Origin of the sequence: Selenomonas sputigena ATCC 35185, from assembly GCF_000208405.1 — a bacterium.
GTDB lineage: Bacteria > Bacillota > Negativicutes > Selenomonadales > Selenomonadaceae > Selenomonas > Selenomonas sputigena.
Genome location: NC_015437.1, coordinates 415,139 through 441,103 on the forward strand (window position 1 = coordinate 415,139; position 25,965 = coordinate 441,103).

At 58.8% G+C, this 25,965-nt stretch carries 26 protein-coding genes and 1 tRNA gene; 16 read left to right on the forward strand and 11 right to left on the reverse strand.

What is annotated here, in order from left to right:
• Nucleotides 1-240: 240 nt before the first annotated feature.
• Entirely contained in the window at nt 241-1,590 is a 1,350-nt protein-coding gene (gene gdhA, locus SELSP_RS01825) for an NADP-specific glutamate dehydrogenase (protein ID WP_006193682.1), read from the reverse strand.
• A 273-nt stretch (nt 1,591-1,863) separates the two neighbouring features.
• On the opposite strand from gdhA, the gene SELSP_RS01830 reads away from it, so the two are divergent.
• The gene (locus SELSP_RS01830; RefSeq protein ID WP_006193681.1) at nt 1,864-2,067 is read left to right on the forward strand and encodes a hypothetical protein; all 204 of its coding nucleotides are present in this window, start codon (nt 1,864-1,866) and stop codon (nt 2,065-2,067) included.
• Nucleotides 2,068-2,071: 4 nt separating this feature from the next.
• The gene (dapF, locus tag SELSP_RS01835; protein WP_006193680.1) at nt 2,072-2,911 is read left to right on the forward strand and encodes a diaminopimelate epimerase; all 840 of its coding nucleotides are present in this window, start codon (nt 2,072-2,074) and stop codon (nt 2,909-2,911) included.
• A gap of 59 nt (nt 2,912-2,970) precedes the next feature.
• On the opposite strand, the gene SELSP_RS01840 is transcribed toward dapF, so the two are convergent.
• Nucleotides 2,971-3,876, reverse strand: coding sequence for an Rpn family recombination-promoting nuclease/putative transposase (locus SELSP_RS01840; protein ID WP_006193679.1), 906 nt, complete (start codon nt 3,874-3,876; stop codon nt 2,971-2,973).
• 66 nt (nt 3,877-3,942) lie between these two features.
• Nucleotides 3,943-5,313, reverse strand: a complete 1,371-nt coding sequence (locus SELSP_RS01845; protein ID WP_006193678.1) for an NCS2 family permease — start codon at nt 5,311-5,313, stop codon at nt 3,943-3,945.
• Nucleotides 5,314-5,515: 202 nt separating this feature from the next.
• On the opposite strand from SELSP_RS01845, the gene SELSP_RS01850 reads away from it, so the two are divergent.
• Entirely contained in the window at nt 5,516-5,890 is a 375-nt protein-coding gene (locus SELSP_RS01850) for a DUF488 domain-containing protein (protein WP_006193677.1), read from the forward strand.
• A 178-nt stretch (nt 5,891-6,068) separates the two neighbouring features.
• On the opposite strand, the gene SELSP_RS01855 is transcribed toward SELSP_RS01850, so the two are convergent.
• A complete protein-coding gene (locus tag SELSP_RS01855; RefSeq protein ID WP_006193676.1) occupies nt 6,069-7,112 on the reverse strand; it encodes a threonine aldolase family protein in 1,044 nt (347 codons plus the stop codon).
• A gap of 41 nt (nt 7,113-7,153) precedes the next feature.
• Nucleotides 7,154-7,666 carry a pyridoxamine 5'-phosphate oxidase family protein gene (locus tag SELSP_RS01860; RefSeq protein WP_006193675.1) on the reverse strand — a complete coding sequence of 171 codons (513 nt, stop codon included), beginning with the start codon at nt 7,664-7,666 and terminating at the stop codon, nt 7,154-7,156.
• Nucleotides 7,667-8,157: 491 nt separating this feature from the next.
• Between SELSP_RS01860 and SELSP_RS01865 the strand changes: the two genes are divergently transcribed.
• Nucleotides 8,158-8,233: transfer RNA gene (locus SELSP_RS01865), tRNA-Thr, on the forward strand.
• Nucleotides 8,234-8,358: 125 nt separating this feature from the next.
• Nucleotides 8,359-9,303 carry a nitronate monooxygenase gene (locus tag SELSP_RS01870; RefSeq protein ID WP_013740561.1) on the forward strand — a complete coding sequence of 315 codons (945 nt, stop codon included), beginning with the start codon at nt 8,359-8,361 and terminating at the stop codon, nt 9,301-9,303.
• 152 nt (nt 9,304-9,455) lie between these two features.
• Here SELSP_RS01870 and SELSP_RS12155 read toward each other — a convergent pair whose 3' ends face one another.
• Both SELSP_RS12155 and SELSP_RS01875 read right to left on the reverse strand, forming a co-directional pair.
• On the reverse strand, nt 9,456-9,632 hold the full coding sequence (locus SELSP_RS12155; RefSeq protein WP_155813700.1) for a hypothetical protein: 177 nt from the start codon (nt 9,630-9,632) through the stop codon (nt 9,456-9,458).
• On the reverse strand, nt 9,629-9,991 hold the full coding sequence (locus SELSP_RS01875; RefSeq protein ID WP_006193671.1) for a type II toxin-antitoxin system RelE/ParE family toxin: 363 nt from the start codon (nt 9,989-9,991) through the stop codon (nt 9,629-9,631). Before SELSP_RS01875 ends, SELSP_RS12155 begins: the two co-directional genes overlap by 4 nt.
• Before the next feature lie 358 nt (nt 9,992-10,349).
• On the opposite strand from SELSP_RS01875, the gene SELSP_RS01880 reads away from it, so the two are divergent.
• The 6 genes from SELSP_RS01880 (at nt 10,350) to radA (ending at nt 16,648) form a co-directional block, all read left to right on the forward strand.
• Nucleotides 10,350-10,799 (forward strand): CtsR family transcriptional regulator, encoded by a 450-nt coding sequence (locus tag SELSP_RS01880; RefSeq protein ID WP_037367854.1) that lies wholly within the window; start codon nt 10,350-10,352, stop codon nt 10,797-10,799.
• Between the two features lie 12 nt (nt 10,800-10,811).
• The gene (locus SELSP_RS01885) at nt 10,812-11,444 is read left to right on the forward strand and encodes a UvrB/UvrC motif-containing protein (RefSeq protein WP_006193666.1); all 633 of its coding nucleotides are present in this window, start codon (nt 10,812-10,814) and stop codon (nt 11,442-11,444) included.
• Complete coding sequence (locus SELSP_RS01890; protein WP_006193665.1) at nt 11,444-12,511, forward strand: ATP--guanido phosphotransferase; 1,068 nt, start codon at nt 11,444-11,446, stop codon at nt 12,509-12,511. The genes SELSP_RS01885 and SELSP_RS01890 overlap by 1 nt, the downstream gene beginning before the upstream one ends.
• Before the next feature lie 114 nt (nt 12,512-12,625).
• Entirely contained in the window at nt 12,626-15,142 is a 2,517-nt protein-coding gene (locus SELSP_RS01895) for an ATP-dependent Clp protease ATP-binding subunit (protein ID WP_006193664.1), read from the forward strand.
• Complete coding sequence (locus tag SELSP_RS12240; protein WP_013740563.1) at nt 15,123-15,272, forward strand: hypothetical protein; 150 nt, start codon at nt 15,123-15,125, stop codon at nt 15,270-15,272. The genes SELSP_RS01895 and SELSP_RS12240 overlap by 20 nt, the downstream gene beginning before the upstream one ends.
• 2 nt (nt 15,273-15,274) lie before the next feature.
• Nucleotides 15,275-16,648 carry a DNA repair protein RadA gene (gene radA / locus SELSP_RS01900; RefSeq protein WP_013740564.1) on the forward strand — a complete coding sequence of 458 codons (1,374 nt, stop codon included), beginning with the start codon at nt 15,275-15,277 and terminating at the stop codon, nt 16,646-16,648.
• 66 nt (nt 16,649-16,714) lie between these two features.
• On the opposite strand, the gene SELSP_RS01905 is transcribed toward radA, so the two are convergent.
• The 4 genes from SELSP_RS01905 to SELSP_RS01920 form a co-directional block, all read right to left on the reverse strand.
• Nucleotides 16,715-18,079, reverse strand: coding sequence for an alanine/glycine:cation symporter family protein (locus tag SELSP_RS01905; protein WP_006193661.1), 1,365 nt, complete (start codon nt 18,077-18,079; stop codon nt 16,715-16,717).
• A 171-nt stretch (nt 18,080-18,250) separates the two neighbouring features.
• Nucleotides 18,251-18,634, reverse strand: coding sequence for an aspartate 1-decarboxylase (panD, locus tag SELSP_RS01910; RefSeq protein WP_006193660.1), 384 nt, complete (start codon nt 18,632-18,634; stop codon nt 18,251-18,253).
• Nucleotides 18,625-19,485: a pantoate--beta-alanine ligase gene (gene panC, locus SELSP_RS01915; RefSeq protein WP_006193658.1), complete on the reverse strand. Its 861-nt coding sequence runs from the start codon at nt 19,483-19,485 to the stop codon at nt 18,625-18,627. Before panC ends, panD begins: the two co-directional genes overlap by 10 nt.
• 21 nt (nt 19,486-19,506) lie before the next feature.
• Entirely contained in the window at nt 19,507-20,472 is a 966-nt protein-coding gene (locus SELSP_RS01920) for a bile acid:sodium symporter family protein (protein WP_006193657.1), read from the reverse strand.
• A gap of 425 nt (nt 20,473-20,897) precedes the next feature.
• Here SELSP_RS01920 and SELSP_RS01925 point away from each other — a divergent pair, with 425 nt between their 5' ends.
• The 5 genes from SELSP_RS01925 to SELSP_RS01945 are packed head-to-tail and all read left to right on the forward strand — an operon-like array spanning nt 20,898 to nt 25,946.
• The gene (locus tag SELSP_RS01925; RefSeq protein ID WP_006193656.1) at nt 20,898-21,818 is read left to right on the forward strand and encodes a hypothetical protein; all 921 of its coding nucleotides are present in this window, start codon (nt 20,898-20,900) and stop codon (nt 21,816-21,818) included.
• 11 nt (nt 21,819-21,829) lie between these two features.
• Nucleotides 21,830-23,383, forward strand: a complete 1,554-nt coding sequence (locus SELSP_RS01930; protein WP_006193655.1) for an LPS-assembly protein LptD — start codon at nt 21,830-21,832, stop codon at nt 23,381-23,383.
• Between the two features lie 16 nt (nt 23,384-23,399).
• Nucleotides 23,400-24,407, forward strand: a complete 1,008-nt coding sequence (locus SELSP_RS01935) for a bifunctional heptose 7-phosphate kinase/heptose 1-phosphate adenyltransferase (RefSeq protein WP_006193654.1) — start codon at nt 23,400-23,402, stop codon at nt 24,405-24,407.
• An 18-nt stretch (nt 24,408-24,425) separates the two neighbouring features.
• Entirely contained in the window at nt 24,426-24,890 is a 465-nt protein-coding gene (gene rfaE2, locus SELSP_RS01940) for a D-glycero-beta-D-manno-heptose 1-phosphate adenylyltransferase (protein WP_006193653.1), read from the forward strand.
• 33 nt (nt 24,891-24,923) lie between these two features.
• Nucleotides 24,924-25,946, forward strand: coding sequence for a glycosyltransferase family 9 protein (locus SELSP_RS01945; protein WP_006193652.1), 1,023 nt, complete (start codon nt 24,924-24,926; stop codon nt 25,944-25,946).
• The last annotated feature ends 19 nt before the right edge of the window (nt 25,947-25,965 follow it).

The window sequence follows — 25,965 nt, forward strand, 5'->3', positions numbered from 1 at the left end:
ATGTGTACGATTGGAAAGGCAGCGGCATTGCCATGACAGGTTCAAAGGATAAGGCAACAGAGCAAACAACAGCCCGACGGGAAGATTCCCATCGGGCTGTTGTTATTTTATAGAAGCCTCAGTGTCGGTCAACGTTAGCTGCGCATCTGCGCCCTTTGGCTTGACCTGCGGGACGTTTTCGCATACGGCCTATTGGCCAATCAGCGCGCCCTTCGGGCTTGCTTCTTGGATAGGTCAGTATTAGACGATGCCCTGTGCGACCATCGTGTCTGCGACGTGAAGGAATGCCGTGATGTTGGCGCCGGCGATGAGGTTGCCCTTCATGCCGTACTTCTCCGCGTTCTTCTTGGAATTCTGATAGATGTTCTTCATGATGCCCTTGAGGCGATTGTCGACTTCCTCGAACGTCCAGTGCAGGCGCTCGGAGTTCTGGCTCATCTCAAGCGCGGATACGGCGACGCCGCCGGCGTTTGCAGCTTTCGCAGGGGCGAAGAGGACGCCCTTTTCCAAGAGGTATTCCGTCGCATCGAGCGTCGTCGGCATGTTCGCGCCTTCGCCGACGGCCATGACGCCGTTCGCCACGAGAGCCTTCACGCCCTCGATGTCAAGTTCGCTCTGCGTCGCGCACGGCAAGGCGATGTCGCACTTGACCGTCCAGACGCCACGGCATCCCTCGTGGTACTCGGCATTCGGACGCTTTTCGACGTATTCTTTGATGCGGCCGCGGCGCACTTCCTTGATCTCCTTGACGAGCGCGAGGTCGATGCCCTCAGGGTCGTAGACGTAGCCGTTCGAGTCGGAGCAGGTCACGGGCTTTGCGCCGAATTCGATGGCCTTTTCAATCGCATACGTCGCGACGTTGCCCGAGCCGGAGACGACGACGGTCTTGCCCTCAAGGCTCTTGCCGTTGTCTTCGAGCATCTCCTTCATGAAGTAGAGGAGTCCGTAGCCCGTGGCTTCCGTGCGTGCGAGGCTGCCGCCGTAGCCGAGTCCCTTGCCCGTGAGGACAGCGGAATCAAAGGAGTTGACGATGCGCTTGTACTGACCGTAGAGGTAGCCGATCTCACGGCCGCCGACGCCAATGTCGCCCGCCGGCGTATCGACCATCGAGCCGATGTGGCGATAGAGCTCCGTCATGAAGCTCTGGCAGAAGCGCATGACCTCGTTGTCGCTCTTGCCCTTCGGGTCGAAATCCGAGCCGCCCTTGGCGCCGCCGATGGGAAGCCCCGTCAAAGAGTTCTTGAACGTCTGCTCGAAAGCGAGGAACTTCAAAATGGAGAGCGTCACGCTCGGATGGAAACGCAGGCCGCCCTTGTAGGTGCCGACGGCGCTGTTCGCCTGCACGCGGTAGCCGCGGTTGACCTGAACCTCGCCCTTGTCGTTCTCCCAAGGCACGCGGAACATGACGACGCGTTCCGGCTCGACCATGCGCTCAAGGATCTTGTGCTTCTTGTACTCGGGATGCTGCTCCAAGACAGGCACGATCGAGGTCAGGACTTCCTTGACCACGTTGTGATATTCCTTCTCCTGCGGATCCTTCTTTTCGATAGAGGCGAGGATGTCCTCTACATACTGCTGCATTTCCGTCATGCGTGATTACCCCTTTGCTTTGAAACTTCATAAGAAAAAACTATCGTGTGCCTAAGCACTCATATATAATAGCGCAAATGGCAGAAAAAGTATACGGTTTTGCTAAGGTATTATGTATACATAGTTACAGGCGAGGAGTGGATTTTCGTATGCGCTAGGCCATCCGCCTGCTTGTTGGCGCTATGAAGAGGCGAAGATCTTCTTCCTTGACAACACATACCCCTATGTGTATAATAAAAATACCAATAGGGGTATGTGCAAAGGAGAATCGTTATGAATGTTTTGGGAAAAGGCGCTCCGTTGTTGCTGCACAAGGGCATGACGGGCAAAAAAGGCTTGGCAAAGCGCTCGTTCTTCGCTACAATGAAGGAAAACTGCATGGCGGCAGATGCGCGCGTGCTGGAGGAAAGCCGCCAAAAGGAGCGAGTTTTCGGCGCGTCCTTCTGGTCTTTCCTCGCAAAACATTCCTGGGGGTAAGAATATGGCGTTTTCCTTTACGAAATGGCAGGGCTGCGGCAACGATTTCGTCCTTGTGAACGGCTTTCGGGAGCAGCTCCCGGATGACCTTGCGGCGCTCTCGCGAAGGGTCTGTGACCGTCACTACGGCATCGGCGCGGACGGGCTGATTCTCGTGCTGCCGTCGCAGCAGGCGGACTTTCGCATGCGCATCTTCAATGCGGACGGCACGGAGGCGGAGATGTGCGGCAACGGCATCCGCTGCTTCGCGGGCGTCGTCCATGCGGAAGGGCTGAGCGGCGAGGCGGAATTCACGGTCGAGACGGGCGCGGGCATCCTCGTGCCGCGCCTGCAGCTTGCGGGCAGCAGGCTCACGGGCGTGCGCGTCGATATGGGCGAGCCGATCCTTGAAGGCGAGCGCATTCCTGTCCTGGGCTTTGGCGCATCACGCGTCATTGAGCAGCCGATCGAGGCGGAGGGCGAGACGTTTTCCATGACCTGCGTTTCCATGGGCAACCCGCACTGCGTGATTTTCGTCGAGGATGCACAAGATGTGCCGATGGAAAAGTTCGGGCCTCTCCTTGAGCGGCACGAGAAGTTCCCCAAGAAGACAAACGTGGAGTTTGCGGAAATCAAGGACGCTTCCCACATCCGCATGCGTGTCTGGGAACGCGGCGCTGCCGTGACGCTCGCGTGCGGCACAGGCTCATGCGCGACGCTTGTCGCCGCCGCGCTCACGGGACGCACGAAGAGAGAAGCCGAGGTACAGCTCGACGGCGGCAGGCTGCAGATCGAGTGGGCGGAGAACCATCATGTCTACATGACGGGGCCTGCCGAGAAGGTCTTTGCCGGAAGGTATGAATGAATATGGGAAAAAAGGAACTGCTGCGTGAGTCGAATTTGACTCACGCAGCAGTTCCTTTTTTAGTGCTTTCCGAGAACCAGAGCTGTATATTTTGCGCGTTCTTCCTCAGGAATTTGCAAGATATCCATCGCTTTTTCTATAGGGAAGTCCATGCTTTTCATCACATTGCGAATAGAAGCGGTCGTTGTTTCCAGCACACCTTGGGACAAGCCTTGGGACAAGCCTTCCTGTCTGCCCAAACGCAGGCCCTTTTCCATTGCTTCCTCGGCGCGAACTTCTAAGGCTCGTTCTTGATTCCAGACAAAATTGAGCATATCGAAGACCTCCTTTGCCTGCTTTTGCCGAAAATATTCTCCGAGATAATCATGTGCAACGCAGTATTGTACAGCATTGCCTACGGCAATTTCGAGCGAACTGCCATTCTTGATACATTCTCGTACTTTGGCGACAAAGACACTGTAGCTTTTGAGCGCATGACATTTTTCTAAAATCGGACGATTCGGCTTGTCGTTGATGTTGAAAACCTTGACTTCAAGCTCCAAATCGCTATCGTGTCCCCCGAAAGCGTCGGATAGATGCAATGCCCAGATATCAGGCATTTCCGCAAGCCCGTTATAAAATACATAGAATTTCGGCGCTGGGAGAGGAATCAATTCTTTTTTGTAGATGGCATCCTTGTCTACATAGCGACGGTAAATTTCCACAAGGTACATCAGCAGGCGTAGAGGCATATTGGCATTGATGGTACTTTGATGTTCGACAAGGAGCACATGTTGGTTGCCGACGATGAAACCGATGTCGTTCTTGACCCCGGTGAAGAGGGTTTCATCGATTGTGGCGAGTGTTATGTCATCCGGTGTTGTCTTGTGGTCGAGAAGAGCCTCATAGATTTCCGGCAAGCGCTCTGCATTATTGAAGATATCACGGAAAAGCGAATCCTTGTAGGTGCGTTTCGTATTTCTCACGGGTGTGTCACCTCTTGCCTATATTATACTATAAGCATATTGCTGAGACAAGGATTGCCGCGTTCGTCAGAGCCAAGCGTATTTCAAGATGAAGAGCACGGTCAGGACATACATGAGCCATGTCACATTGCGGAACTTGCCTGAGGCGACGTGCAGCAGCGTGTAGGAAATGATGCCGAATGCGATGCCCTCGGCGATGGAATAGGCGAACGGCATGACGGCGATGCAGATGAAAGAGGGGATCGCCTCAGTGATGTCCGACCAGGGAATCTTCGCGACCTGCTGCATCATGAGGAAGCCGACGATGACGAGCGCCGGCGCCGTCGCGAAGCCCGGCACGGCGAGGAAGAGCGGCGAGAAGAAGAGCGCGACGAGGAAGAAGATCGCCGTCGTCACGGCCGTCAGCCCCGTGCGCCCACCTTCGACGATGCCCGCCGAGGACTCGACGTAGGTCGAGATCGTCGATGTGCCCAGACATGCGCCGAGCGACGTGCCGCAGGCGTCGGCGAGGAGCGCTCCCTTGACGCGCGGCAGACGCCCTTTCTCGTCGAGCATGTCGGCGCGCGAGGCGCAGCCGATCAGCGTGCCGAGCGTATCGAAGAGGTCGACGAAGAGGAAGGCGAAGATGACGACGATGAAATCAAGCGAGAGGATCGCATGGAAGTCAAATTGCAGGAAGGTCGGCGCGAGCGATACGGGCGGCGCGACGATGCCCGTAGGCATGAGGCTGAAGTAGCCGCGTGCAGGATCGGGGATGTAGACGCCGAGAAGTTCCAGGACGATGCCCAGCCCCCAAGTGGCGAAGATGCCGATGAGGATGTGCCCCTTGAGGTTCTTTATGACGAGCACGGCGGTCAAGAGGATGCCGAAGAGCGCGAGGAGGACGGTGATTCCCTCGGAATGGAACGTTCCTTCTGCCATCGCCTTGGGAAACGAGAAGAGCGCGACGAGCTTCGGCCCTGCGACGACGACGTGTGCGTTCTGCAGGCCGATGAATGTGATGAAAAAGCCGATGCCGACGGTGACGGCGCTCTTCAAGGTCAGCGGAATCGCATTGAAGAGAGCCTCACGCACATTCGTCACGGAGAGTGCGATGAAGATCAGACCCTCGACGAGCACAGCCGTCAATGCGAGCTGCCACGAGTAGCCCATCTGCCCGACGACCGTGTAGGCGAAGAAGGCGTTGAGTCCCATCGCGGAAGACAGTGCGAACGGCAGATTGGCGAACGACGCCATGAGGACGCACGAGATGCCCGAAGCGAGCGCCGTCGCCGTGAACACCGCGCCCGCATCCATGCCCGCAGCGCTCAAGATCAGCGGGTTCACGGCGAGGATGTACGCCATCGTCATGAACGTCGTAAGCCCCGCCAGAAGCTCCGTCTGCACCGTCGTGCGGTTTTCCTTCAAGTGAAACACGTTTTCCAGCATTTTTTCCATCGGATTGTCTCCTTTTCCTTGGGAAGATTTGATGAATGACACTTTTATTCTAGCGGAAACAGCAGGAGATAGCAAGGCATAACACAGGGACTTTCTTCGCGAGTGAGGCGGATTCCCTAGCATCTGTCTCTGGAAAAATCCTGCGTTCGTGCTAGAATAAGAGGGTGAACTTGAAGTTTTACAAAGGAAGGGAGTCTTCACGATGGCATACGAACTGCAGATGAAGCGCATATACGAAGAGCCTGCGCCGACGGACGGCAGACGCATCCTTGTCGATCGCCTGTGGCCGCGCGGCATGAAGAAGGAGCGTGCCGCCTTGAGCGAGTGGGCGAAGGAAGTCACGCCGTCACCCGAACTGCGTAAGCTCTACCACAGCGGCGAGATGAACTTTGATCTCTTCGGAAAGGCATACCTCGAAGAATTGAAAAAAAGCCCCGAAGCCGCCGCCTTCGCCGCGAAGTGCCGGGACTGGCTGCAGGAATCTCCCGTGACGCTCGTCTACGCCAACAAAAATGCCGTAGAAAATCACGTCCTCGTACTGCGGCAGTGGCTGCTTGATGCGATGGGGCAGGGATGAAAAAAGTATACCCATGGTAGGGGCGGATGCCCCGCCCTTACCATGGGTACGGCTGTCTTTGCCTTTTGCAGGCTCCACTGAGAAACGTGGGGCATGACAGACGGGATGGACATACCGGCATCCGAACGGGATATTTCAATCCACGCGCCTGTCACTTGAACTTTCGGACGTATGCTTTTCAAAGCAGCGCGATGAGACGATCGACATCTTCATCCTGCGTCGCCCAGCTCGTGGCGATGCGCATGACGGTCTTGCCGTCGGCGAGGTTTTCCCAGAATCCCATCTCGACCTGTTTGGAGAGTCGCGCTTTCTGCGCCTCGTCGAGCACGAGGAAGATCTGGTTCGTCGGCGCATCATAGGCGAGCGAATAGTCCTTTTCCCTGAGTGCGCTGCGGATGCGGTCGGCGGCGAGGAGCGCTGTTTCGCCGCCCTTTTCGTAGAGATGGCTCGTGAAGAGCGTATCGAACTGCAGCCCCGCGATGCGGCTCTTGGCGAGCAGGGCGCCGTGCTGCTTGACGATGCTGAAGAAGTGCGGCACGGTGTTCCTCTTCGGAAAGACGACGGCCTCGCCGAAGAGTGCGCCGCATTTCGTACCGCCGATGTAGAAGACATCTGCAAGGCGTGCAATGTCGGCGAGTGTCACGTCGTTTGCCGGGCAGGCGAGCGCGTAGGCGAGGCGTGCGCCGTCGAGGTAGAGCGGTATGCCGCCTGCACGGCAGACGGCGCTGATGGCTTCAAGCTCTGCGAGGGAGTAGAGCGCGCCGTACTCCGTTGGCTGCGAGAGGTAGACCATGCCGGGCATGACCATGTGCTCGCGATTCGCATCCTCGCGGTAAGCGGTGAGTGCGCTTTCGATCTGCGCCGCCGTGATCTTCCCTGCCTGGTGCGCGAGCGTCAGCACCTTGTGTCCGCCGAACTCGATCGCGCCCGCCTCGTGCACGCTGATGTGTCCTGTTTCGGCCGCGATGACGCCTTGATAGGAGCGGAGCAGCGCGTCGATGACGACGGCATTTGCCTGCGTGCCGCCGATGAGGAAGAAGATTTCAGCGTCGTCCGCTTGGCAGGCGGCGCGAATTTTTTTGCGGGCGGATTCGGAATAGGCGTCAAGCCCGTAGCCTGCCGTCTGCTCCATGTTCGTCTCTAAAAGGCGGCGTAGGATCTCGGGATGTGCGCCCTCCATGTAGTCGGAGGCGAAGGACAGTTTTTGCTTTGTACTGCTCATGTAGGCATCATCTCTTTCATGTCGGATGGATTTGTGCTTCCTCAAGCGAGAGATGCGTCGGACAGGTCCAGGCATTGGCGCGGGCAATAGCCGCGTTTGCGCAGTTCGGAGTTCAGGTATTCGAGTTTTCGCGCGGTGACGACGATGAGGATGAGTCCCATCTTTTTTAGGCTTGCGCCGTTCATGCCCGCGGCGTCCGCGCGGGCGACGAAGCTCTCGTCATCTGCTCCGATGACGAGGGCTTCGCCCGTCACCTGCACGCTCTTGGCGCTGCCCGGCCCGTGATATTCGGCATGGACTTCCAAGGCGACGTTCTTGTTCTTGGCGAGTGCGCGAAACTTCAAGCCGCCCTCGGAGAAAATGTAGAATCTGCCCTCGCGGTAAGTGTACGTCAGCGGCGTGCAGCGGACGAAATCGCCGTCGGCGACGGCAAGCGTGCAGACCTTCTCGTCCTTGAGGAAGGTGTCAAGCTCCTTTCGCAGTTCGTCTGGCGGCATCTTGACGGCATCCTTGTCCTTTTCAACCCAAAATTCGGCAGCGGCTTCGTAGTTCATCGAATCTCTCCTTTACTTGATGATGATTTGCAATCTTTGTTATTGTAATCGTACTATGGCGATGAGGATTCGTCAAGAAGGCTGCTGATGGGCGGAGACGATTTGACAGTGGGCGAGAAGGGTGCTATACTGAGAGCAATCAAAGGTACATCTGCTGCATATGTAGCAACAAGCCCCTGCGGACGCACACGCGGGGGCTTGCCTTTCAGGCTGAAACACGTTGCCGCTAGTGTTCCAACCATTTCTGGATGCCGTACCATATCGCACAAGATACGACACCAGCAATGACGCTCATCAAAAATACATCCGACGTTACATGTAGCCCCCCTCTCTGTCGCCAGTTTGGGAGCGGCAACGAGGAAAGTATAGCATGGTTGGAGTATTTAAGCCATAGTGGTGCTGCTGAAAAAATATCGAAAAGGGTATTGACAATTTATGCACGAAGCCGTATAATGAACTTCGTCAGTCACGCAGGTTTTGTGTGTCGACATGCTGATGTAGCTCAGTTGGTAGAGCAGCTCATTCGTAATGAGCAGGTCGTAGGTTCAAGCCCTATCATCAGCTCCATTTGAACCTGTGCCTCCCTTCGGGGAGGCTTTTTTGTTTGACGCATGCGGGAAATCCACATATAATAGCAAGGGGAAACGGAAGCTCTTTATCAGAGCTCCCTATATTGAATGGAGGAAACGATTATGGCAAAGAGCATCACGGAAGTCTTAGGAATCAAGTACCCGATCATTCAGGGCGCGATGGCCTGGATTGCGGACGCAGAACTTGTCGCGGCGGTATCGAATGCGGGCGGCGCCGGCGTCATTGCGGCGGGCGGACGCTCGACTGAGTGGGTGGAGCAGGAGATCAAGAAGACGCGTGAGCTGACCGACAAGCCCTTTGGCGTCAATGTCATGCTCATGGCACCGAACAAGGATGAGATCGTCGAGGTCATCTGCCGCGAGAAGCCGGCTTTTGTGACGCTCGGTGCGGGCAATCCCGTGCCATTCCTGGAAAAGTTCAAGAGTGCAGGGGTCAAGACCGTCCCCGTCGTGCCGAACGTGAAGCTCGCGAAGCGCATCGAGGCGGCGGGCGCCGATGCCATCGTCGTCGAGGGCATGGAGGCGGGCGGCCATATCGGCGTTCTGACGACGATGGCTCTGATGACGCAGGTCATCCCCGAAGTCGGGATTCCCGTCGTCATGGCGGGCGGCATCGCCGACGGGCGCGGCCTGGCGGCGGCCCTTCTGATGGGTGCGGCAGGCGTGCAGATGGGCACGCGCTTCCTCGTTGCCGAGGAGTGCAATGTGCATCCGAAGATGAAGGAGAAGCTCCTCGAAGCAGTCGATACGGATACGATCGTCACGGGACTTTCGATCGGCGGCGCGGTGCGCGGCATCAAGAACAAGTTCTCGCAGGATTTCGTCGCGCTTGAGTTCTCGGGCAAGGCGACGAAGGAAGAGCTCATCGAGCGCGCGACGGGCACGAACAAGCTCGCCGCCGTCGACGGCGATGTTGAGAACGGCATGATGCAGGCAGGACAGAGTCTCCTGCCTCTGAAGAAGATCGAGCCGGTCAAGGCGATCATCGAAGGAATCGTCAAGGAGGCGCGCGAAACGCTCGCGAACGCAGGCAAGATCGAGATTTGACGGCAGAGCGGCATTTGGCGCTCGCAATTCGTTCGCATAAGACGTGAAGAAGGGGCAGCCCGGCGAAGTCATTTCGGCTTTGCCGGGCTGCCCTTGTTTTTATTGGATGGAGTTAGGTTTTCCCGATATATGTACTGAGAATCTAAGCTTCATCAAGCGTAAGTTGGCTGAGAAGAGTGTGATGGCGCGGAAGAAGGTTTGCTGTGAGTTTTTTCAACACGGTTAAGCCTCCGTTGTTTTGCCTCCTCGTTCTGTTTCAAAATATCGTATTCGTGCTGCACTTCGGGGTCGCTCAATAGTTCTTTACGAACTTCCTGCCAAGTTATCATACGGGATTCCTCCTTTTGTAGTCGTCGCGGTATTTTTTTGCGAGCAGAATTTGATTCGGCGGTGTCTTGCGGGTCTTTTTGATGAAACCGTTTGTTAAAACAGCTGTATTTCCTACGATGAAGAAATATAAGACACGGGCGATATTGTTGCCGGATATGGCTCGTAATTCAAAGATTCCGTCAGATAGTTCTTTTGAATCTGGCAGTCGCAGATTGGAACCGCGTGATTCCAGTTTGTCAATGACATATAAGACCTTGGCTTTGAGCTTTGGGTCGAGTGAGAAGATGAAATCTTTTGCAGGGGCAGTTCCGTTTTCTGTTTCGTAAAATATAACATGCACGGGAAAGCACTCTTTCACGGATAGATTTTTGGATATTCCATCTTGTTGGCGAAAAAATCAAAGATAAACAAACATACCTAGTCATATACTATTATAGCATGTTTTTTTGTGGAGTTGAAGGGATTGGAAACCGTAGGGCAATTCTGTTTACTTGATTTCTCATTGACAAAGGTCAAAAAGACAAATATAATGAAGAAAAATCAAATTGTCAAGGAATCGCTGATAAAATGAGGTTGCCCAGATGTGCGAAGATGGGGGGCTGAATTTATCAGTGCTTCCTCAAATACCGTCTGTCGCTGTGCATATCTGGCAGTTTTTCTCGGCAGTGCGGGCGGGGCGGCAGTTCTTTCTATCCGTATTGAGGCAGGGTGATACTATGAGCAGCAATATCGCTGATTTGATTGAGGAATATATCCTGCGGCAGTTGGCGGCGCAGCAGGATGGCAAGGTGGAGCTTCGGCGAACGGAGATCGCCGATAAGATCTCGTGTGCGCCGTCGCAGATTTCGTATGTGCTCAACACGCGCTTCACGCAGGAGAAGGGCTTTACGGTCGAGTCGCGGCGCGGTTTGGGCGGCTTCATTCGCATCGTGCAGGTGCCGCTGCAGAATCTTGTCTATCAGGACATGCTCGAAAAATTGACGGAGGAGTCGGAGCCGGAACTCGTGCAGTCGATGGTGCGCTATCTCGCGCAGCACGGCATGATTTCGACGCGTGAGGCGGCGCTCGTCATGCAGTCGGTGACGACGGCGTACGAGAAGCTCGAGCCGAAGGATCGCCTGAAGTTCATCCGATCCTTGCTTCTGACTTTGGAAAAATTCTCGTGAGGGGGGAAACGGATGCTTTGTGATGACTGCAAGAAGAATGAGGCGCGCGTGCATTTCGTCGTGCTGAAGAACGACGGCACGACGGAGATGCATCTCTGCCGCGATTGCGCGGCGCGTTACAGCAAGACGATGGCGGGCATGAGCGGCGAGGACTATTCGATCAACGATTTTATACGGGGCGTGATCCAGCGCATGCCAGATCCGTCGGCGAACGCAGAAGAGCAAGAGAGCGAGCAGGAGGAAAAGCCGACGGAAGAGGAAGCGTCCTTCACATGCCCGAACTGCGGTATGAGCTATCGCGACTTCGCCCAGCAGGGAAAGATTGGCTGCAGCGTCTGCTACGATACGTTCCGCGAGGAACTGACGCCGCTCCTGCTGCGCATCCACGGCGCGGGGAATCATCGCGGCAAGATACCGAAGCGGGCGGGCGGCACGCTTGCGCTCAAACAGCGCATCGATCTCCTTCGCGCGCGGCAGGAGCGTGCCGTGGCGAAGGAGGAGTACGAGAGGGCGGCCGAGTATCGCGACGAGATCCGTGCGCTCGCCGTGCAGCTTGCCGCGCAGGAAAGGGAAAAGGCGCAGGAATACGCTTCAGCGCCTTCCTCGGCAGAGGACAGGAAAGAAGATGAAGGGGGCGAGGCGTGATGGCGAAGCAGGAACTCTTCACAGGCTCTCATCTCGCATGGCTCGCAGCGGATGGCACGGACAGCGACGTCGTCTTGGCGAGCCGCGTCTGCCTCTCGCGAAATCTGCACGAAGTTCCCTTCCCCAACCGCGCGGATCTCGTCCGGCTCGCTGAGACGGAAGAACGCATTGCCGCCGTGCTCGGCGACGTGGAGGAGGCGCTCGAAGAGCCGTTCGACCGCATCGAACTCGCGAAGAGCACGGCGCTTGAGCAGAACGTACTTTGGGAGAAGCATCTCGTCAGCCGCCAGCTGCTCAAGAATCCTGCCCATCGCAGCGCCTATATCAGCAACGACCGCTCCATGAGCATCCTGGTCAACGGGGAGAACCATCTGCGCATCCAGGCGATGGCGGCGGGATTCGACCTCAAGTCGCCGTACGACAGGGCGTCGCGCGTTGACGACGTCTTTGAGGCGAAGCTCGACTTCGCCTTCGACGAGAAGCTCGGCTATCTGACGAGCTGTCCGACGGATCTCGGCACGGGGCTTCGCGCGTCGGTCATGCTCCATCTGCCGGGGCTCGTCTACACGGAGAACATCGGCAACATCCTCAACATATCGCCGCAGATAGGGCTTTCCATGAGCGCCATGTACGGTGAGGGAGCGGAGTCTGCGGGCAATTTGTTCGCCGTCGCGAACAAATTGTCATTGGGGCTGACGGAGCGCGAGCTTTGCGACAATCTGCGCATCTCGGTCGGCGAAATTGTAGAGCAGGAACGCCGCGCGAGGAAGGCTCTGCTGCTCTATGAAAAGGATCGCATCGAGGACGAGGTTTGGCGCGCCTACGGCGTGCTGCACTACGCGCGCGCCCTGGGCGATGCCGAGACGCTCGCCATCTTGAGCCGCGTGCGCCTCGGCGTCGACCTCGGCTTCATCGAGGGTCTGGCGTCGAGCGTCTTCGGCGACATTTTGATTGCAAGCCGGGCAAATTATCTTTGCGCTCTGGCAGGAAACGAGAACATGTCGAAGAATGAAATAGACAGGAAGAGGGCGGAAGTCGTCCGCCGAATTTTGGAAACTGCGGCATGAGTTGCGGGAAACTTTCCGCTGCACTTTACGGCGGATACATGGGGGCACGGCGAGGGCTTCTTTCCGAATCGCTCTATCGATCGGCGCTTCCTTTGACATAAAGGTGGAATTTTTATGACGAACCGCTTTACGGGTCGTGCGCTCAAGGTGCTGGAATTCGCTCAGTACGAAGCGCAGGAATTGGAGCAGAACTTCATCGGTACGGAGCACATCCTCCTCGGGCTTCTGCACGAGGGGGAGGGCATTGCAGCGCGCGCGTTGCGCTCTTTGGGACTCGATTTCGGTCATGTGCGCACGCGCGTCGAAGATATGCTCGGCGGACGCGAGATGGAGGAGCGGCGCGCATCGTACTACACGGATCGCGCCAAGCGCGTGATGGAGCTTGCCGTCGAAGAGGCGCGCTCCTTCGGGCACAATTACATCGGCACGGAGCACATTCTCCTCGGGCTTATCCGCGAGAATGAAGGCGTCGCAGCGCACGTCCTGATCTCGCTCGGCGCCGATCTCGACATCGTGCGTGCGACGGTCATCGACATGCTCGGCGGCACGCACGAGAGCGCCGAGCTTCCCGCGCCCGATCGCCGCCGCCGCGCCGCGCCCGCGCAGGGAGAGGCCGCTGCGGGCACGCCGCTCCTCGACAAGTACGGCAGGGATATCAATCGGATGGCGCGGGAGGGCAAGCTCGACCCCGTCATCGGCAGGGAGAAGGAGATCGAGCGCATCGTGCAGATTTTGTCGCGGCGCACGAAGAACAATCCTATCCTCATTGGCGAGCCGGGCGTCGGCAAGACGGCAGTCGCGGAAGGACTTGCCGCACGCATCGCCACGGGCGCTGTGCCGCGCCTCCTGCAGCAAAAGCGCATCGTGTCCCTGCCGATGGCAGGACTCGTGGCGGGCGCGAAGTACCGCGGCGAGTTTGAGGAACGCTTGAAGGGCATCATCGACGAGGTCATGAAGAGTGGCAATGTGATCCTCTTCATTGACGAGATGCACACGCTCATCGGGGCGGGCGCAGCGGAAGGCTCGCTCGATGCCGCGAACATCTTGAAGCCGCCCCTTTCTCGTGGCGAGGTGCAGATCATCGGTGCGACGACGCTGAAGGAGTACAAGAAGTATTTCGAGAAGGATTCGGCGCTGGAGCGGCGCTTCCAAAGCATCCTCGTCGAGGAGCCGACGACGGAGGAGGCGGAGAAGATCCTCCACGGACTGCGCCCGAAGTACGAGGCGTTTCACCACGCGAAGATCCGGGACGAGGCCTTGAAGGCGGCGGTGCGCCTGTCGCATCGCTACATTCCCGACCGCTGTCTGCCCGACAAGGCGATCGACCTCATGGACGAGGCGGCGTCGAAGTCGCGCATGAAGACCGTCGTCCTGCCGACGTCCATCAAGCGTCTGGAAGAGCGTCTGAAGAAGCTCGGCATCGAGAAGGACACAGCGATCAAGCTGCAGGATTACGAGCGTGCGGCGGCTCTGCGCGATGAGGAGAGTGCGCTCAAAGAGGATCTTGTCGCCGCCAAGGAACGCTGGCAGGAACGCGAGATGAAGGAGGTCACGGTCACAGCGGACGACATCGCCGATGCCGTCGGGCTTTGGACGGGCATCCCCGTGAAGGACATCGCCGCGAAGGAGTCGGAGCGCCTGCTTCATCTTGAGCAGATTCTGACGGCGCACGTCGTGGGACAGGAGGAGGCCGTGACGGCGGTCGCCAAGGCCGTGCGCCGCGCACGCGCGGGACTTAAAGACCCGAAGCGCCCCATCGGCTCGTTCCTCTTCCTCGGCTCGACGGGCGTCGGCAAGACGGAGCTCGCGCGCGCCTTGGCGGAATCGCTCTTCGGCACGGAGGAAGCCATCGTGCGCTTCGACATGTCCGAGTACATGGAAAAGCATACGGTGTCGAAACTTGTCGGCGCCCCTCCGGGCTATGTGGGCTATGAGGAGGGCGGCCAGCTGACGGAGGCCGTGCGCCGCCACCCGTATTCGATCATTCTGCTCGACGAGGTGGAGAAGGCGCACCCCGACCTCTTCAACGTGCTGCTGCAGGTCTTGGACGACGGGCGGCTGACGGATGCGCAGGGGCGCACGGTCGACTGCAAGAACACGGTCATCATCATGACTTCGAACGCGGGCGCCGACTATCTCAAGCAGTCGACGTCGCTCGGCTTCACCGCGGGGGTGCAGACGCTCGGCGACGCTTACGAAAAGGGAAAATCGCGCGTCTTTGAGGAGGTCAAGCGCGTCTTTCGGCCCGAGTTTTTGAACCGCGTCGACGAGATGCTCGTCTTCCGTCCGCTCGGCAAGGAAGAACTGACGAAGATCGTCGACATCATGCTGCGCGAAGTCGAGGCTCGTCTGTCGGAAAAAGGCATGGCGCTTGAGGTCAGCCCCGCGGCGAAGTCGAAGCTCGTCGAAAGCGGCACGGATTTCAAGTACGGGGCACGTCCGCTGAAGCGTGCGATACGGAAGCTCGTCGAGGACGAGATCGCCGAAAGGCTCTTGAAGGGCGATTTTGGACGCGGCGATACGATCTACGTCAAGAAGGTCGGCGACCGGCTTGATTTCGTCCGGAAGCAGCCGAAGGACGCGGCGAAGGCGAAGAAGGAGAAGGCGCTTCGTGCGGGCGCAGCGCAATAAGCTTGCGCCGGGCGGAGCAGCTTCTGCCTGGAACATGCTCGTCAATGCGGCGTGGGCGCCGCTCTGGCTCGTCCGTTCGCTGCTGCGCTTTCTGCGGCGCTCGCTGATGAAGCGCGGAAAGGCGGAATGAATTTGGCGAAGAAGAAAAAGACGGCGTTCGTCTGTCAGGCGTGCGGCTACGATACGTCCAAGTGGGTGGGAAAGTGCCCGGGCTGCGGCGCGTGGAACACGCTCGTCGAGGAGACGATCGCGCCCGAATCGGCTGAGGGAGGTCTGCGCCTCGGGCTTTCCGACGGCGCGCGTCCCGTCGCTGTCGGCGATGTGGCAGTCGAGGACATGCCGCGCTTTTTGACGGGATCGGGAGAGCTTGACCGCGTCTTGGGCGGGGGCGTGATTCCCGGCTCGATGGTCTTGATCGTCGGCGATCCGGGCGTTGGCAAGTCGAGCCTCACACTTCGCGTGGCGGCTGAGATCGCACGGGGAGGAAAGCGCGTGCTCTATGTGACGGGCGAGGAGAGCACGCGCCAGGTGCGCATGAGGGCCGACCGCCTCGGTGCGATTGCCGACGATCTCTTCGTCGTCAGCGAGACGAACCTTGAGCGCATCACGGTACATATCGAGACGGTCAAGCCGGAACTTCTTGTCATTGACTCCATCCAGACGATATTCCGCCCCGATGTGACGAGTGCGCCGGGCAGCGTCAGCCAGGTGCGCGAGTGCAGCGTCGAGCTTCTGCGCCTCGCGAAGACGCATGGCATCGCCGCCTTTGTCGTCGGTCATGTCACGAAGGACGGCACGCTCGCGGGGCCGCGCGTCCTTGAGCACATCGTCGACACCGTGCTCTATTTCGAAGGCGAGCGCAATGCGCAGTTTCGCATCCTGCGCGCCGTCAAGAACCGCTTCGGCAGCACGAACGAGCTTGGTCTCTTTGAGATGCGCGACACGGGGCTTGCCGACGTGCCCGACGCTTCGAAGCTCTTTTTGTCCGACCGCGAGCCGGACAGCGGCACGGTCGTCGTGCCGACGGTCGAGGGAACGCGGCCCCTTCTCGTCGAGATCCAGTCGCTTGTCGCCGAGACGCCTTACATGCCGCCGAGGCGCACGGCGGACTCGGTCGACGTCAAGCGCATCCAGCTTCTCTTGGCCGTCCTTGAAAAGCGCGTCAAGCTCCCTATCGGCGCATGTGACGTCTACGTCAAGGTCGCGGGCGGCATCAAGATCGACGAGCCTGCCGCAGACCTTGGCCTGTGTGTTGCCATGGCGTCGTCGTTCGCCAACCGCCTCGTGCGTCCGAAGGCGATCGTCTTCGGCGAAGTTGGCCTGTCGGGCGAGATCCGTGCCGTCAGCCAGGCCGACGTGCGCTTGAAGGAAGCCGCCAAGCTCGGCTTTCGCGCCGCCGTCCTGCCGCAGAAGAATGCCGAACGCCTCAAGAGCATAAAAGGCATCGACCTCTTCGGCGCGGCGACACTCGCGGAAGCACTGCGCCTCGCCATGCCGAGGGAGTGAATAGGGAAAAAGGGGCTGCGAGGAGTCGAAGTCGACTCTTCACAGCCCCTTTTCGATTCTCGATTTTTACGAGTGCTTGATTCTCGAATGGCGCTTGACGTATTCCATGTAGAGCTTCGTTTCACGCACGATGACGCCTGAGAGCAGGAGGAGTGCGATGAGGTTCGGAATCGCCATGAGGCCGTTCACGATGTCGGCGAGGATCCAGATCGCTTCGAGCTTCAAGAATGCGCCCGAGGCGACGAGCGCGATGAAGATCAGGCGATAGGGCAGCACGCCCTTGCGCTCGAAGAGGTAGATAATTGCGCGTTCGCCGTAGTAGTTCCAGCCGAGGATCGTCGTGAATGCGAAGAGCACGAGGGCGATCGTCAGAAGGTGGCTGCCGATTGTGCCGTAGTTTGCCGAGAAGGCGGCGCTCGTCATGGCGGCGCCCGCTGTATCCCCCGACCAGACGCCCGTCAGGACGAGGGCAAGCCCCGTCATCGTGCAGATGATGATCGTGTCGATGAAGGTGCCCGTCATGGAGATCAGGCCTTGCTCTGCCGGACGCTTCGTCTTCGATGCGGCCGACGCAATGGGCGCGGAGCCGAGCCCCGATTCGTTCGAGAAGACGCCGCGCGCGATGCCGTTCTGCATTGCCATCATGATGGTCGAGCCAGCGAAGCCGCCGACGGCCGCCTCGCCCGTGAAAGCGCTCTGCAGGATGAGGGCGACGGCGTGCGGCAGCGCGTCGATGTTCATGACGATGAGGATGAGGGAAAGCGCGATGTAGGAAAGCGCCATGAAGGGAACGATGGCGGCGGCGACGCGCGCGATGCTCTTGAGGCCGCCGAGCGTGATGGCGGCGATGAGCGCCGTGATGGCGAAGTCCGTCGCCCAGCGCGGCACGCCGAACGAGATCTCGACACTGTCGACGATGGCGTTGACCTGCGGGAAGGTGCCGATGCCGAAGAAGGCGACGAGCACGCAGGCGCACGCGAAGAAGATCGCCATGGGACGCCACGCGCGCCCGAGCCCCTTTTCGATGTAGAACATCGGGCCGCCCGCGATGTCGCCGTGGCTGTCCGTCGTGCGGTACTTGATGGCGAGCAGTCCTTCGGCATACTTCGTCGCCATGCCGAAGAAGGCCGCCATCCACATCCAGAAGATCGCGCCCGGGCCGCCCGCCTTGACCGCCGTCGCGACGCCGACGATGTTGCCCGTGCCGACGGTAGCGGCGAGCGCGACGCACAGAGCCTTGAAGCTCGACACGTCGCCCTCGCCGCGATTTCTTGCGCGGAAGATCAAGGACAGTGCGAGCGGCAGGTGCACGACCTGCAGGAGACGCAGGCGTACGGTCAGAAAGATGCCCGTCCCCACGAGCAGGGTGATGAGAGGCGGTCCCCAAAGCACCGAATCGATGGAATTGAGAAGAGGTATTAGATTTTCCATAAAATTCCCTCCATTGACAAAGGACAATAGTATATAAAATAACGAATTTTATGGTATCATAACTTACCTTGATTTGTAAAGGCTTTGAAAGAGAAAAACTCCCTGCGATGGAAGAATTTGTCCTCGCAGGGAGTTTTGTGCTCAGAAGGTGCGGCATGCAGCTGTCATTCGCTATGCGATCGTGCCGTGCTCCTCTGCGCCGCGCACTTCTCTCTGCTGATTTCTTTCGTCGAGCATGACGACGATGGGAGTGTGGGCGCGCGCTTCTTCTTCGGTCATCATGGCGTATGACATGATGATGACGATATCGCCGGGCTGCACGCAGCGTGCGGCAGCTCCGTTCAGGCATACGACGCCGGAGCCGCGTGCGCCCTTGATCACATACGTTTCGAGGCGTGCGCCGTTGTTGTTGTTGACGACTTGCACGCGTTCGTGCGGCAGGATGTGCGCTGCCTCCATGAGCGCTTCATCGATGGTGATGCTGCCCATGTAGGCGAGATTTGCTTCCGTGACGGTCGCACAATGGATTTTGGATTTCATCAAGTTCAGCAGCATGTTTCTTCCCCCAAGATGATATTGTCGATGAGACGCGTCTTGCCGATGTATACGGCGACGGCGAGGAGCGCGGGTGCATGGATTCGCTCGATTTCTTCCAGTTCCGGAAAGGAGTAAAGCTCTACATAGTCGATCTTTGCCAAGGGTTCTTTGGAAAGCTCAACGGCCGTGATCTCCTTGAGTACTTTCGTACGCTTTTCGCCTGTTTCGTAGACATCGCGTGCTTCTCGCAGACTTCGCGAGAGGACGAGAGCGGCGGTGCGTTCATCGGGCGAGAGGTAGGTGTTGCGCGAGCTGAGCGCAAGGCCCGATGCTTCGCGCACGATGGGCGCCATGACGATCTCGGCCGTGACGCCGAGGTCGGCGGCCATGCGGCGCAGGACGGCGACCTGCTGCGCATCCTTTTGTCCGAAGAAAGCTCGGTCTGCGTGCGAGAGCAAGAGGAGCTTCAAGACGACGGTCGCCACGCCGCGAAAGTGCCCGGGACGCTTTGCACCGCAAAGTTTTTCCGTGAGCGTGCCCGTGACCTCGACATAGGTCGCATAGCCTGCGGGGTACATCGCCTCGGGGGCGGGGTGAAAGACGGCGTCGACGCCCGCAGCGTCGAGCTTCTCCACATCGGCTTCAAAGGTGCGCGGGTAGGCGGCGAAGTCCTCGTTCGGACCGAACTGCACGGGGTTGACAAAGATGGAAACGATGACGCGGTCGGTACTCTTTCGCGCCGCTTCGACGAGTGAGAGGTGGCCTGCGTGGAGCGCTCCCATCGTTGGTACGAGGGCGATTGTTTCCTTTGCGTTCTTGACGCTTTGCGCATAGGATTGGAGTTCTTTCGGTGTGGTCAGGATTTTCATCAGATTGCCTCCTGTGGCTTGTCAGAGGGAAACATCGGCGGAAATCTTGCTTTCGTTTGCATCATGGCGCGTGAACCAGTTCGCTGCAAGCGAGCCGGAAATGTTGTGCCAGACGCTGAAGAGCGCCGCGGGAATCGCGGCGGCGGGATTGAAGTAGAGGAGCGCGAGCGATGCCGCCATGCCGGAGTTCTGCATGCCGACTTCGATGCCGATGGCGCGTCGTTTCGGTGCAGAGAGTCCAAGCAGCCCGGCGAGTGCGTAGCCGAGTGCGAGGCCGAATCCGTTGTGCAGGACGACGGCGAGGGCGACGAGCGTCCCGACTTCGGCGAGGCGCGGTGCGCTCATGGAGACGACGACACCGACCAAGAGGGCGACGAGCAGAGCGGAGATGAGCGGCAGAACCATCAGCGCGTATGCGACACGACGGCGGAAGAAATGGTTGAGTGCCGCGCCTAAGAGGACGGGCAGGAGCACCATTTCGGCGATGGAGAGCATCATCGCGGGAGCATTGACAGCGATTTCCTCACCCGCTAAGAGGAGCGTCAGAAACGGTGTGACGAAGGGGGCGAGAAGCGTCGTCGCCATAGTCATGGTGACCGACAGGGCTACGTCGCCTTTGGCAAGGTAGGTGATGACGTTTGACGCCGTGCCTCCCGGGCAGGTGCCGACGAGAATCACGCCGACGGCAAGAGCGGGCGGCAGGGAAAACGCTTGGGTAAGGAGATAAGCGACGAGCGGCATGATGGTAAACTGCGCGAGTACGCCGATGCCCACATCCCACGGGTGGTGCACCAGATGGCGAAAGTCTTTGAACTCGATCGTCATGCCCATGCCGAACATGACGATCCCTAGGAGAAGCGGCACCTGCGGCGCAATCCAAGAGAGCGACGCGGGAAAGACCGCACCCGCCGCGCCGACGAGGACGACGAGCCAGACCATGTTCTTGACGATGAAGCGGCCGATGTTTTGCAAATGGATTCCTCCCATCAAAAAAGCCTTCCTGCCAAAAGACAGAAAGGCCAAAATACATGCAAAACAGTTACGGCTATGTACCATGTGCGCTGTAATCTTGTGCGAAACCTTGCTGTCTCAGTCCCGAGGGATCTAAGCAGATGTTTACCGCTGCGGTATTCATTTGTGGCAGGACATAAAGCGTGCGGGCGTCGCTCGCACCTGCACGGTAAATACAGCGAAGTACGATTCCCTAAGGATATCATCTTCGCTCCCCTACGATAGCATAGTGGGTGGGAAAATGCAAGGGGAGATATCGATCGTCTTTCGGCGGAGGGATACGCGCTTATCCGAGTTTAGTGGACTTTTAAGGGAGGATTTCCCCGCTGTTTGCAGAATAAGGCATAAGAGAAATTCTATTTCGTATGGAAATCCATGTTTGTTATAAAGGAGGAACTTCTATGTTCTTGAAAAAAATCATGAGCACGGCTCTTTGCGCCGCGCTTTTTGTGACGCAGGTCGGCATGGCGAGCGCCGCAGAGGAGACGGTGCAGGGAAAACTCGCCGCCGTTGAGACGGAGACATGGGGCGCGGAGCAGACGGGCGCGTTCCTCGACCGCATCAATCATTTGGAGAAGGACTATCTTGGAAAACACAACAAAGGCTCCATGCTCGACCGTGTCAACATCGTCTACGATGACATCTACGACAACACGACAGGACCCGGCCTCTTGACGCAGCTCAATGCCGTCGAATGGGGGCTCATGCACGAGGTCAGCCCCAAGGCGGTGGATAAGCGCGTGACGGAGATGGAGATGGCGGTCGCAGGAAAGACGAGCGCAGGCACTTACAAGAAGCGCATCCAGGATCTCGGAACGGCGGCTTTCGGCGGCTATAGCGTGCCGCTTGAGCAGGTGACTGTGCCGAAGAACACCGTGATCAAGATCGCCTTGACGCAGGAGGTCAACGCGAAGAACCTCAAGGCGGGCGATACCATCCGCTACAAGGTCGCGGAGGATGTCGTGCAGGGCGGCATGCTCGTATTCGCCAAAGGGCAGCCGGGCGTGGGCACAGTGAAAAAGGTCACGCAGGCGCGCAACTTCGGCCGCGATGCGCAGATTGACGTAGACTTCCATACGACGAAGGCGATGGACGGCACTGAGGTAAAGACGTTCGTCGGCGAGGAATCGAAGCAGGAGATGAAGAGCTACGCCATGGCTGCCGGCGCGAGTGTTGCGGGCATGTTGCTCTTAGGACCGATCGGCATCATCGGCGGTGCGTTCGTCAAGGGGAAGAACATCGAATTGCCGGAAGGGACGGAGCTCTTCATCCAGACGCAGGATGAGACTGTCCTCTATGCGATACCGACGACGGAAAAGTGAGAGGAAATTTCATGAAGATGATGGTTCGGCGCGTTTTCCCTCGAAAGAGCGCCCTTTTGGCCGCAGTTTTTGCGGCGTCCTGTCTGCCTTCGGCGGCATTTGCGGAGTATCATTCGTCGACGGATACGGCGGCGGATGTTCTCGACTACATCGAAAACGAGCGGCGTGCGGCAAGGGAGAATCGCCTGTCGGAAGCGCAGGAGCAGCTCGTCCGAGATACGGCAGCGATGCAGGCGCATCTGCGCCAGCCCATGGAAGACCACCTGAAGCCTCTTCCTACGGCTTTCGAGGGCGACGAACTGTTTTATGACCAGGTGACGGGCGAGTTCTTCGCGCGAGGCAGCGTCAAGATCACGGAGATCGACAACCGCCGCGTGCTTTCCGACGAGATCAAGGGCAATGCTCTCACGCAGGACGTCGCCGTCGAGAACGAGGCGCACATCGTGCAGGTGACGCCGGACATGGCGCAAGTGGATGTTCGTGGCTGGAAGCTCTCCTACAACTACGGTACGGGCATCGGCAAGATCGAGGACGCTTCGGGAAAGGTCAACCACCAGTACGTCTCGGGCAAGCGCATCGAGGTCTATCCCGATAAGGTCATCATCCACGAGGGACGCGCGACGAAATGTCATGCGAAGACACCCGACTACAGCGTGAGCGCCGAGCGCATTGAGATTTATCCGAACGACAAGATTGTCTTCTATAACAGCGACTTCTGGCTCAAGAAGACGCGCGTCGGTCATCGTGATAAGTATACGGCGGACATCCGACCAGATCATAAGGATATGCCGCCCTTCCCTTCGGTGAGGTACACGAAGTCGGACGGGCTTATCATCGAGCAGGATTTCGCGCTTCCTGTGGCGGAGCGTCTGGACTTTATCCCGACGCTCTTGGTATCGACGAAGGAAGGCGTGCATGGCAGGGCGGAACTTCGCTATGGCGGACGCTATGGGACGCTGAGCCTGCAGTATGGCTATTGGCAGGATAACGATGACAGGTGGATTCGTCGTGAGCCAAGCCTGCATTACGAGCTCGGCTACCATTTCAAGGATGCGCCGATCGGCTGGGGAATCGAAGCAGACCACGGACGCTGGTACAACGACGGCATCAAGAGCACGCACACATACGGGAAGATCGGCGTCTACCATGATCCGATTCCCTTGGGGAGAGGGGCGTTGCTTTCGTTTGCGGCGGATTATTCCGTGACGAAGGAATCGTATGATCGATCGAGGATCACGGGATTCAGTTGGTCGGCTACGCTCGTGAAGAAGTTCAGCGACCGGTTGGCGGCCTATGGAAAGTACAGTTACGCACAGGTCTATGCGGGAAATTCGCTCTTCTACTACGATGTGGCGGATTACCATCGCGCCCTATACACAGGATTCAGCTATCAGCTGACGGAGCGCGACCGCTTCGTCTGCGGTACGGCGTATGACATCGACCGCCGCACTTTGGGCGATGTCGACTACTATTGGTATCACGATATGCATTGCGTGCAGCTCGTCACGCGCTATCGTGCGAAACGCGACAGTTGGAGCGTCCGTTTGAACTTCACGCCGTGGTGAGCGGAGGAGTGTGGAAATGGCAGCATCGATAAATGATCTAGCATCGGCAGTGGGCTGCTTGAAGGGCACGCGCGTGCTCGTCCTCGGGGATATGGTCGCCGACATCTACCTCGACGGGCGCATCTCGCGCATTTCGAGGGAGGCGCCTGTACTCGTACTTGAGGAGATGGGCGAGCGTGTCGTCGCGGGCGGCGCGGCGAACGTCGCGCACAACGCCGCGACCTTGGGCGGCGCGGTATGCGCCTTCGGCATCTTGGGCAAAGACGCGGGCGGTGCGGGCATTGCCGCGGTGCTCTCTCGCGCGGGCGTCGATACGGCGGGACTTCTGGCGACTTCTGAACGACCGACGATTTCCAAGACGCGCGTCATCGCGGGCGGCAGGGCGACGGTCAGCCAGCAGATCGTGCGCATCGACAAGGAGAGCCGTGAGCCGCTTTCCTCTGTGCTCGCGGAGGAGTTGGAAGAGCGCCTCTTGACGGCATTGGCGCACGTCGACGCCGTCGTCCTGAGCGACTACGGCTCGGGTACGATCACGCAGGGGATTCGCGAGCGGCTTCTTGCCGCCTGCCGCGAGCGCGGCGTGCCGACGATCGTCGATTCGCGCTATGGCGTGCGCTCCTTCTCGGGCGTCGACTATGTGAAGCAGAACGACGCGGAGCTTGCCGCCGCCTTCGAGCGTCACCTTGATACGGAAGAGGCGCTCGAAGAGGCGGCGCGCGAGCTTGTTGCTGAACTCGGTGCGAAGGGGGCGCTCATCACGCGCGGCGAAAAGGGCATGATGCTCTTTCTTGCGGACGGCGCAAGGCATGAGATTCCCGTGTCGGACAAGAGCGAGGTCTACGATGTCTCGGGCGCGGGCGATACGTGTGTCGCAGCATTCATTCTCGCGCTTGCGGGCGGCGCCTCGCCGCTCGCGGCGACACAGCTGTCGAACATCGCCTCAGGTATCGCCGTGCGGAAGTTCGGCACGGCGACGGTCAGTGCAGCGGAACTTACGAGGAAGGTACGGGAGCTTTCCGGCTGAAATCTTGGGGGGATTCACATGCTGATACCGAAGGAAAGGATCGAGGACTTCTGTGCGACGCTGCGCGAAGCGGGGCAGCGCGTCGTCTTCACGAACGGCTGCTTCGACATCCTGCATGCAGGTCATGTGCGTTATTTGGAAGCGGCGCGTGCCTTGGGAGACTGCCTCGTGCTCGGACTCAATACCGACGCTTCCGTGCGCCGCTTGAAGGGCGAGACGCGTCCTGTCAACACGGAGCTTGACCGTGCGGCGGTCGTGGGCGCGCTCGTCGCCGTCGACTACGTCGTGCTCTTCGACGAGCCGACGGCGGAAATGCTCATAGAGAAGGTGCGCCCTGCCGTCTACGCCAAGGGCGGCGACTACACGCGCGAAACTTTGCCCGAGGCGAAGATTGTTGAAAAATACGGCGGTGAGGTGCATTTCATCGACCTCGTGCCCGGGTGCTCGACGACGAAGATCATTGAGAAGATTCATCAGAGATAGAAACAGGCTTGCAGGAGAAAGGCGGGAAGCTGCATGAAAAACATCCTCGTCGTCAAGCTCAGCGCCATCGGCGATGTCATTCATGCGCTTCCCGTCTCCTATGCCATCAAGGAGACGTTTCCCGACGCGCATCTGACGTGGGTCGTCGAGCCAACAGCGTATGACATCTTGGCGGGCAATCCCTTCATTGACAACATCATCCTCTTTGAAAAGAAGCGTTTCCGCACCGTGCGCGGCTTCCTCGAAGAGTTCCGCCCCTTCCGCCATGAGCTTCGCGCGAGAAGGTACGACGCGGCTCTCGACCTGCAGGGACTCTTCAAGTCGGCGGCGATCGTCGCGCAGTCGGGCGCGGAACTGCGCCTTGGCACGGCGAACATGCGCGAAGGCTCCGCCTATGTGAGCCACTCCATCAAGGGGGCGCACGCCTCGGGGCATATCGTCGAGCGGTACCTCGACGTTGCACGCGCCCTTGGCTGCCGCGTTGATGAAGTGCATTTTCCCGTCGCCGTCTCCCCTGCGGAAGCCGCTTCGGCGGACGCGCTGCTTGCTGCCGAGGGCGTGCGCGAAGATCATCGCTTCGCCGTTCTCGCCATCGGCGCGAACTGGCCGAATAAGCGCTGGCCCGTCAAGTACTTCGCCGTTCTCGCCGATTGGCTCTACGGTGAGAAGCTCATCCCCGTGCTCGTCGGCGGTGGACGCCTCGACGAAAGCCTCGTGGGCGACATCGAAGCGCTCACCGAAGTGCCGCCCGTCAACCTCGTCGGGCGAACAAGCCTCAAGGAACTCGCGCACATCTTCAAGCGCGCCGACCTCGTCCTCGGCGGCGACACCGGCCCCGTCCACCTCGCCGCAGGACTCGGCACGAAGACGGTCATGCTCATGGGCCCGACCGACGCCAACCGCAACGGCCCTTACGGACAGCAGGAAAACGCCATGGAGATTCCGCGCTCCTGCAAAGCGTGCTGGAAGAGGAGATGCCCCAAGGGACTCGATTGCCTCGCAATCCTCTCCGTCGAGGAAGTAAAGGGGAAGATTCGGGAGGTTTTGGCACGGTGAAAACAGTAACGGCAGACGA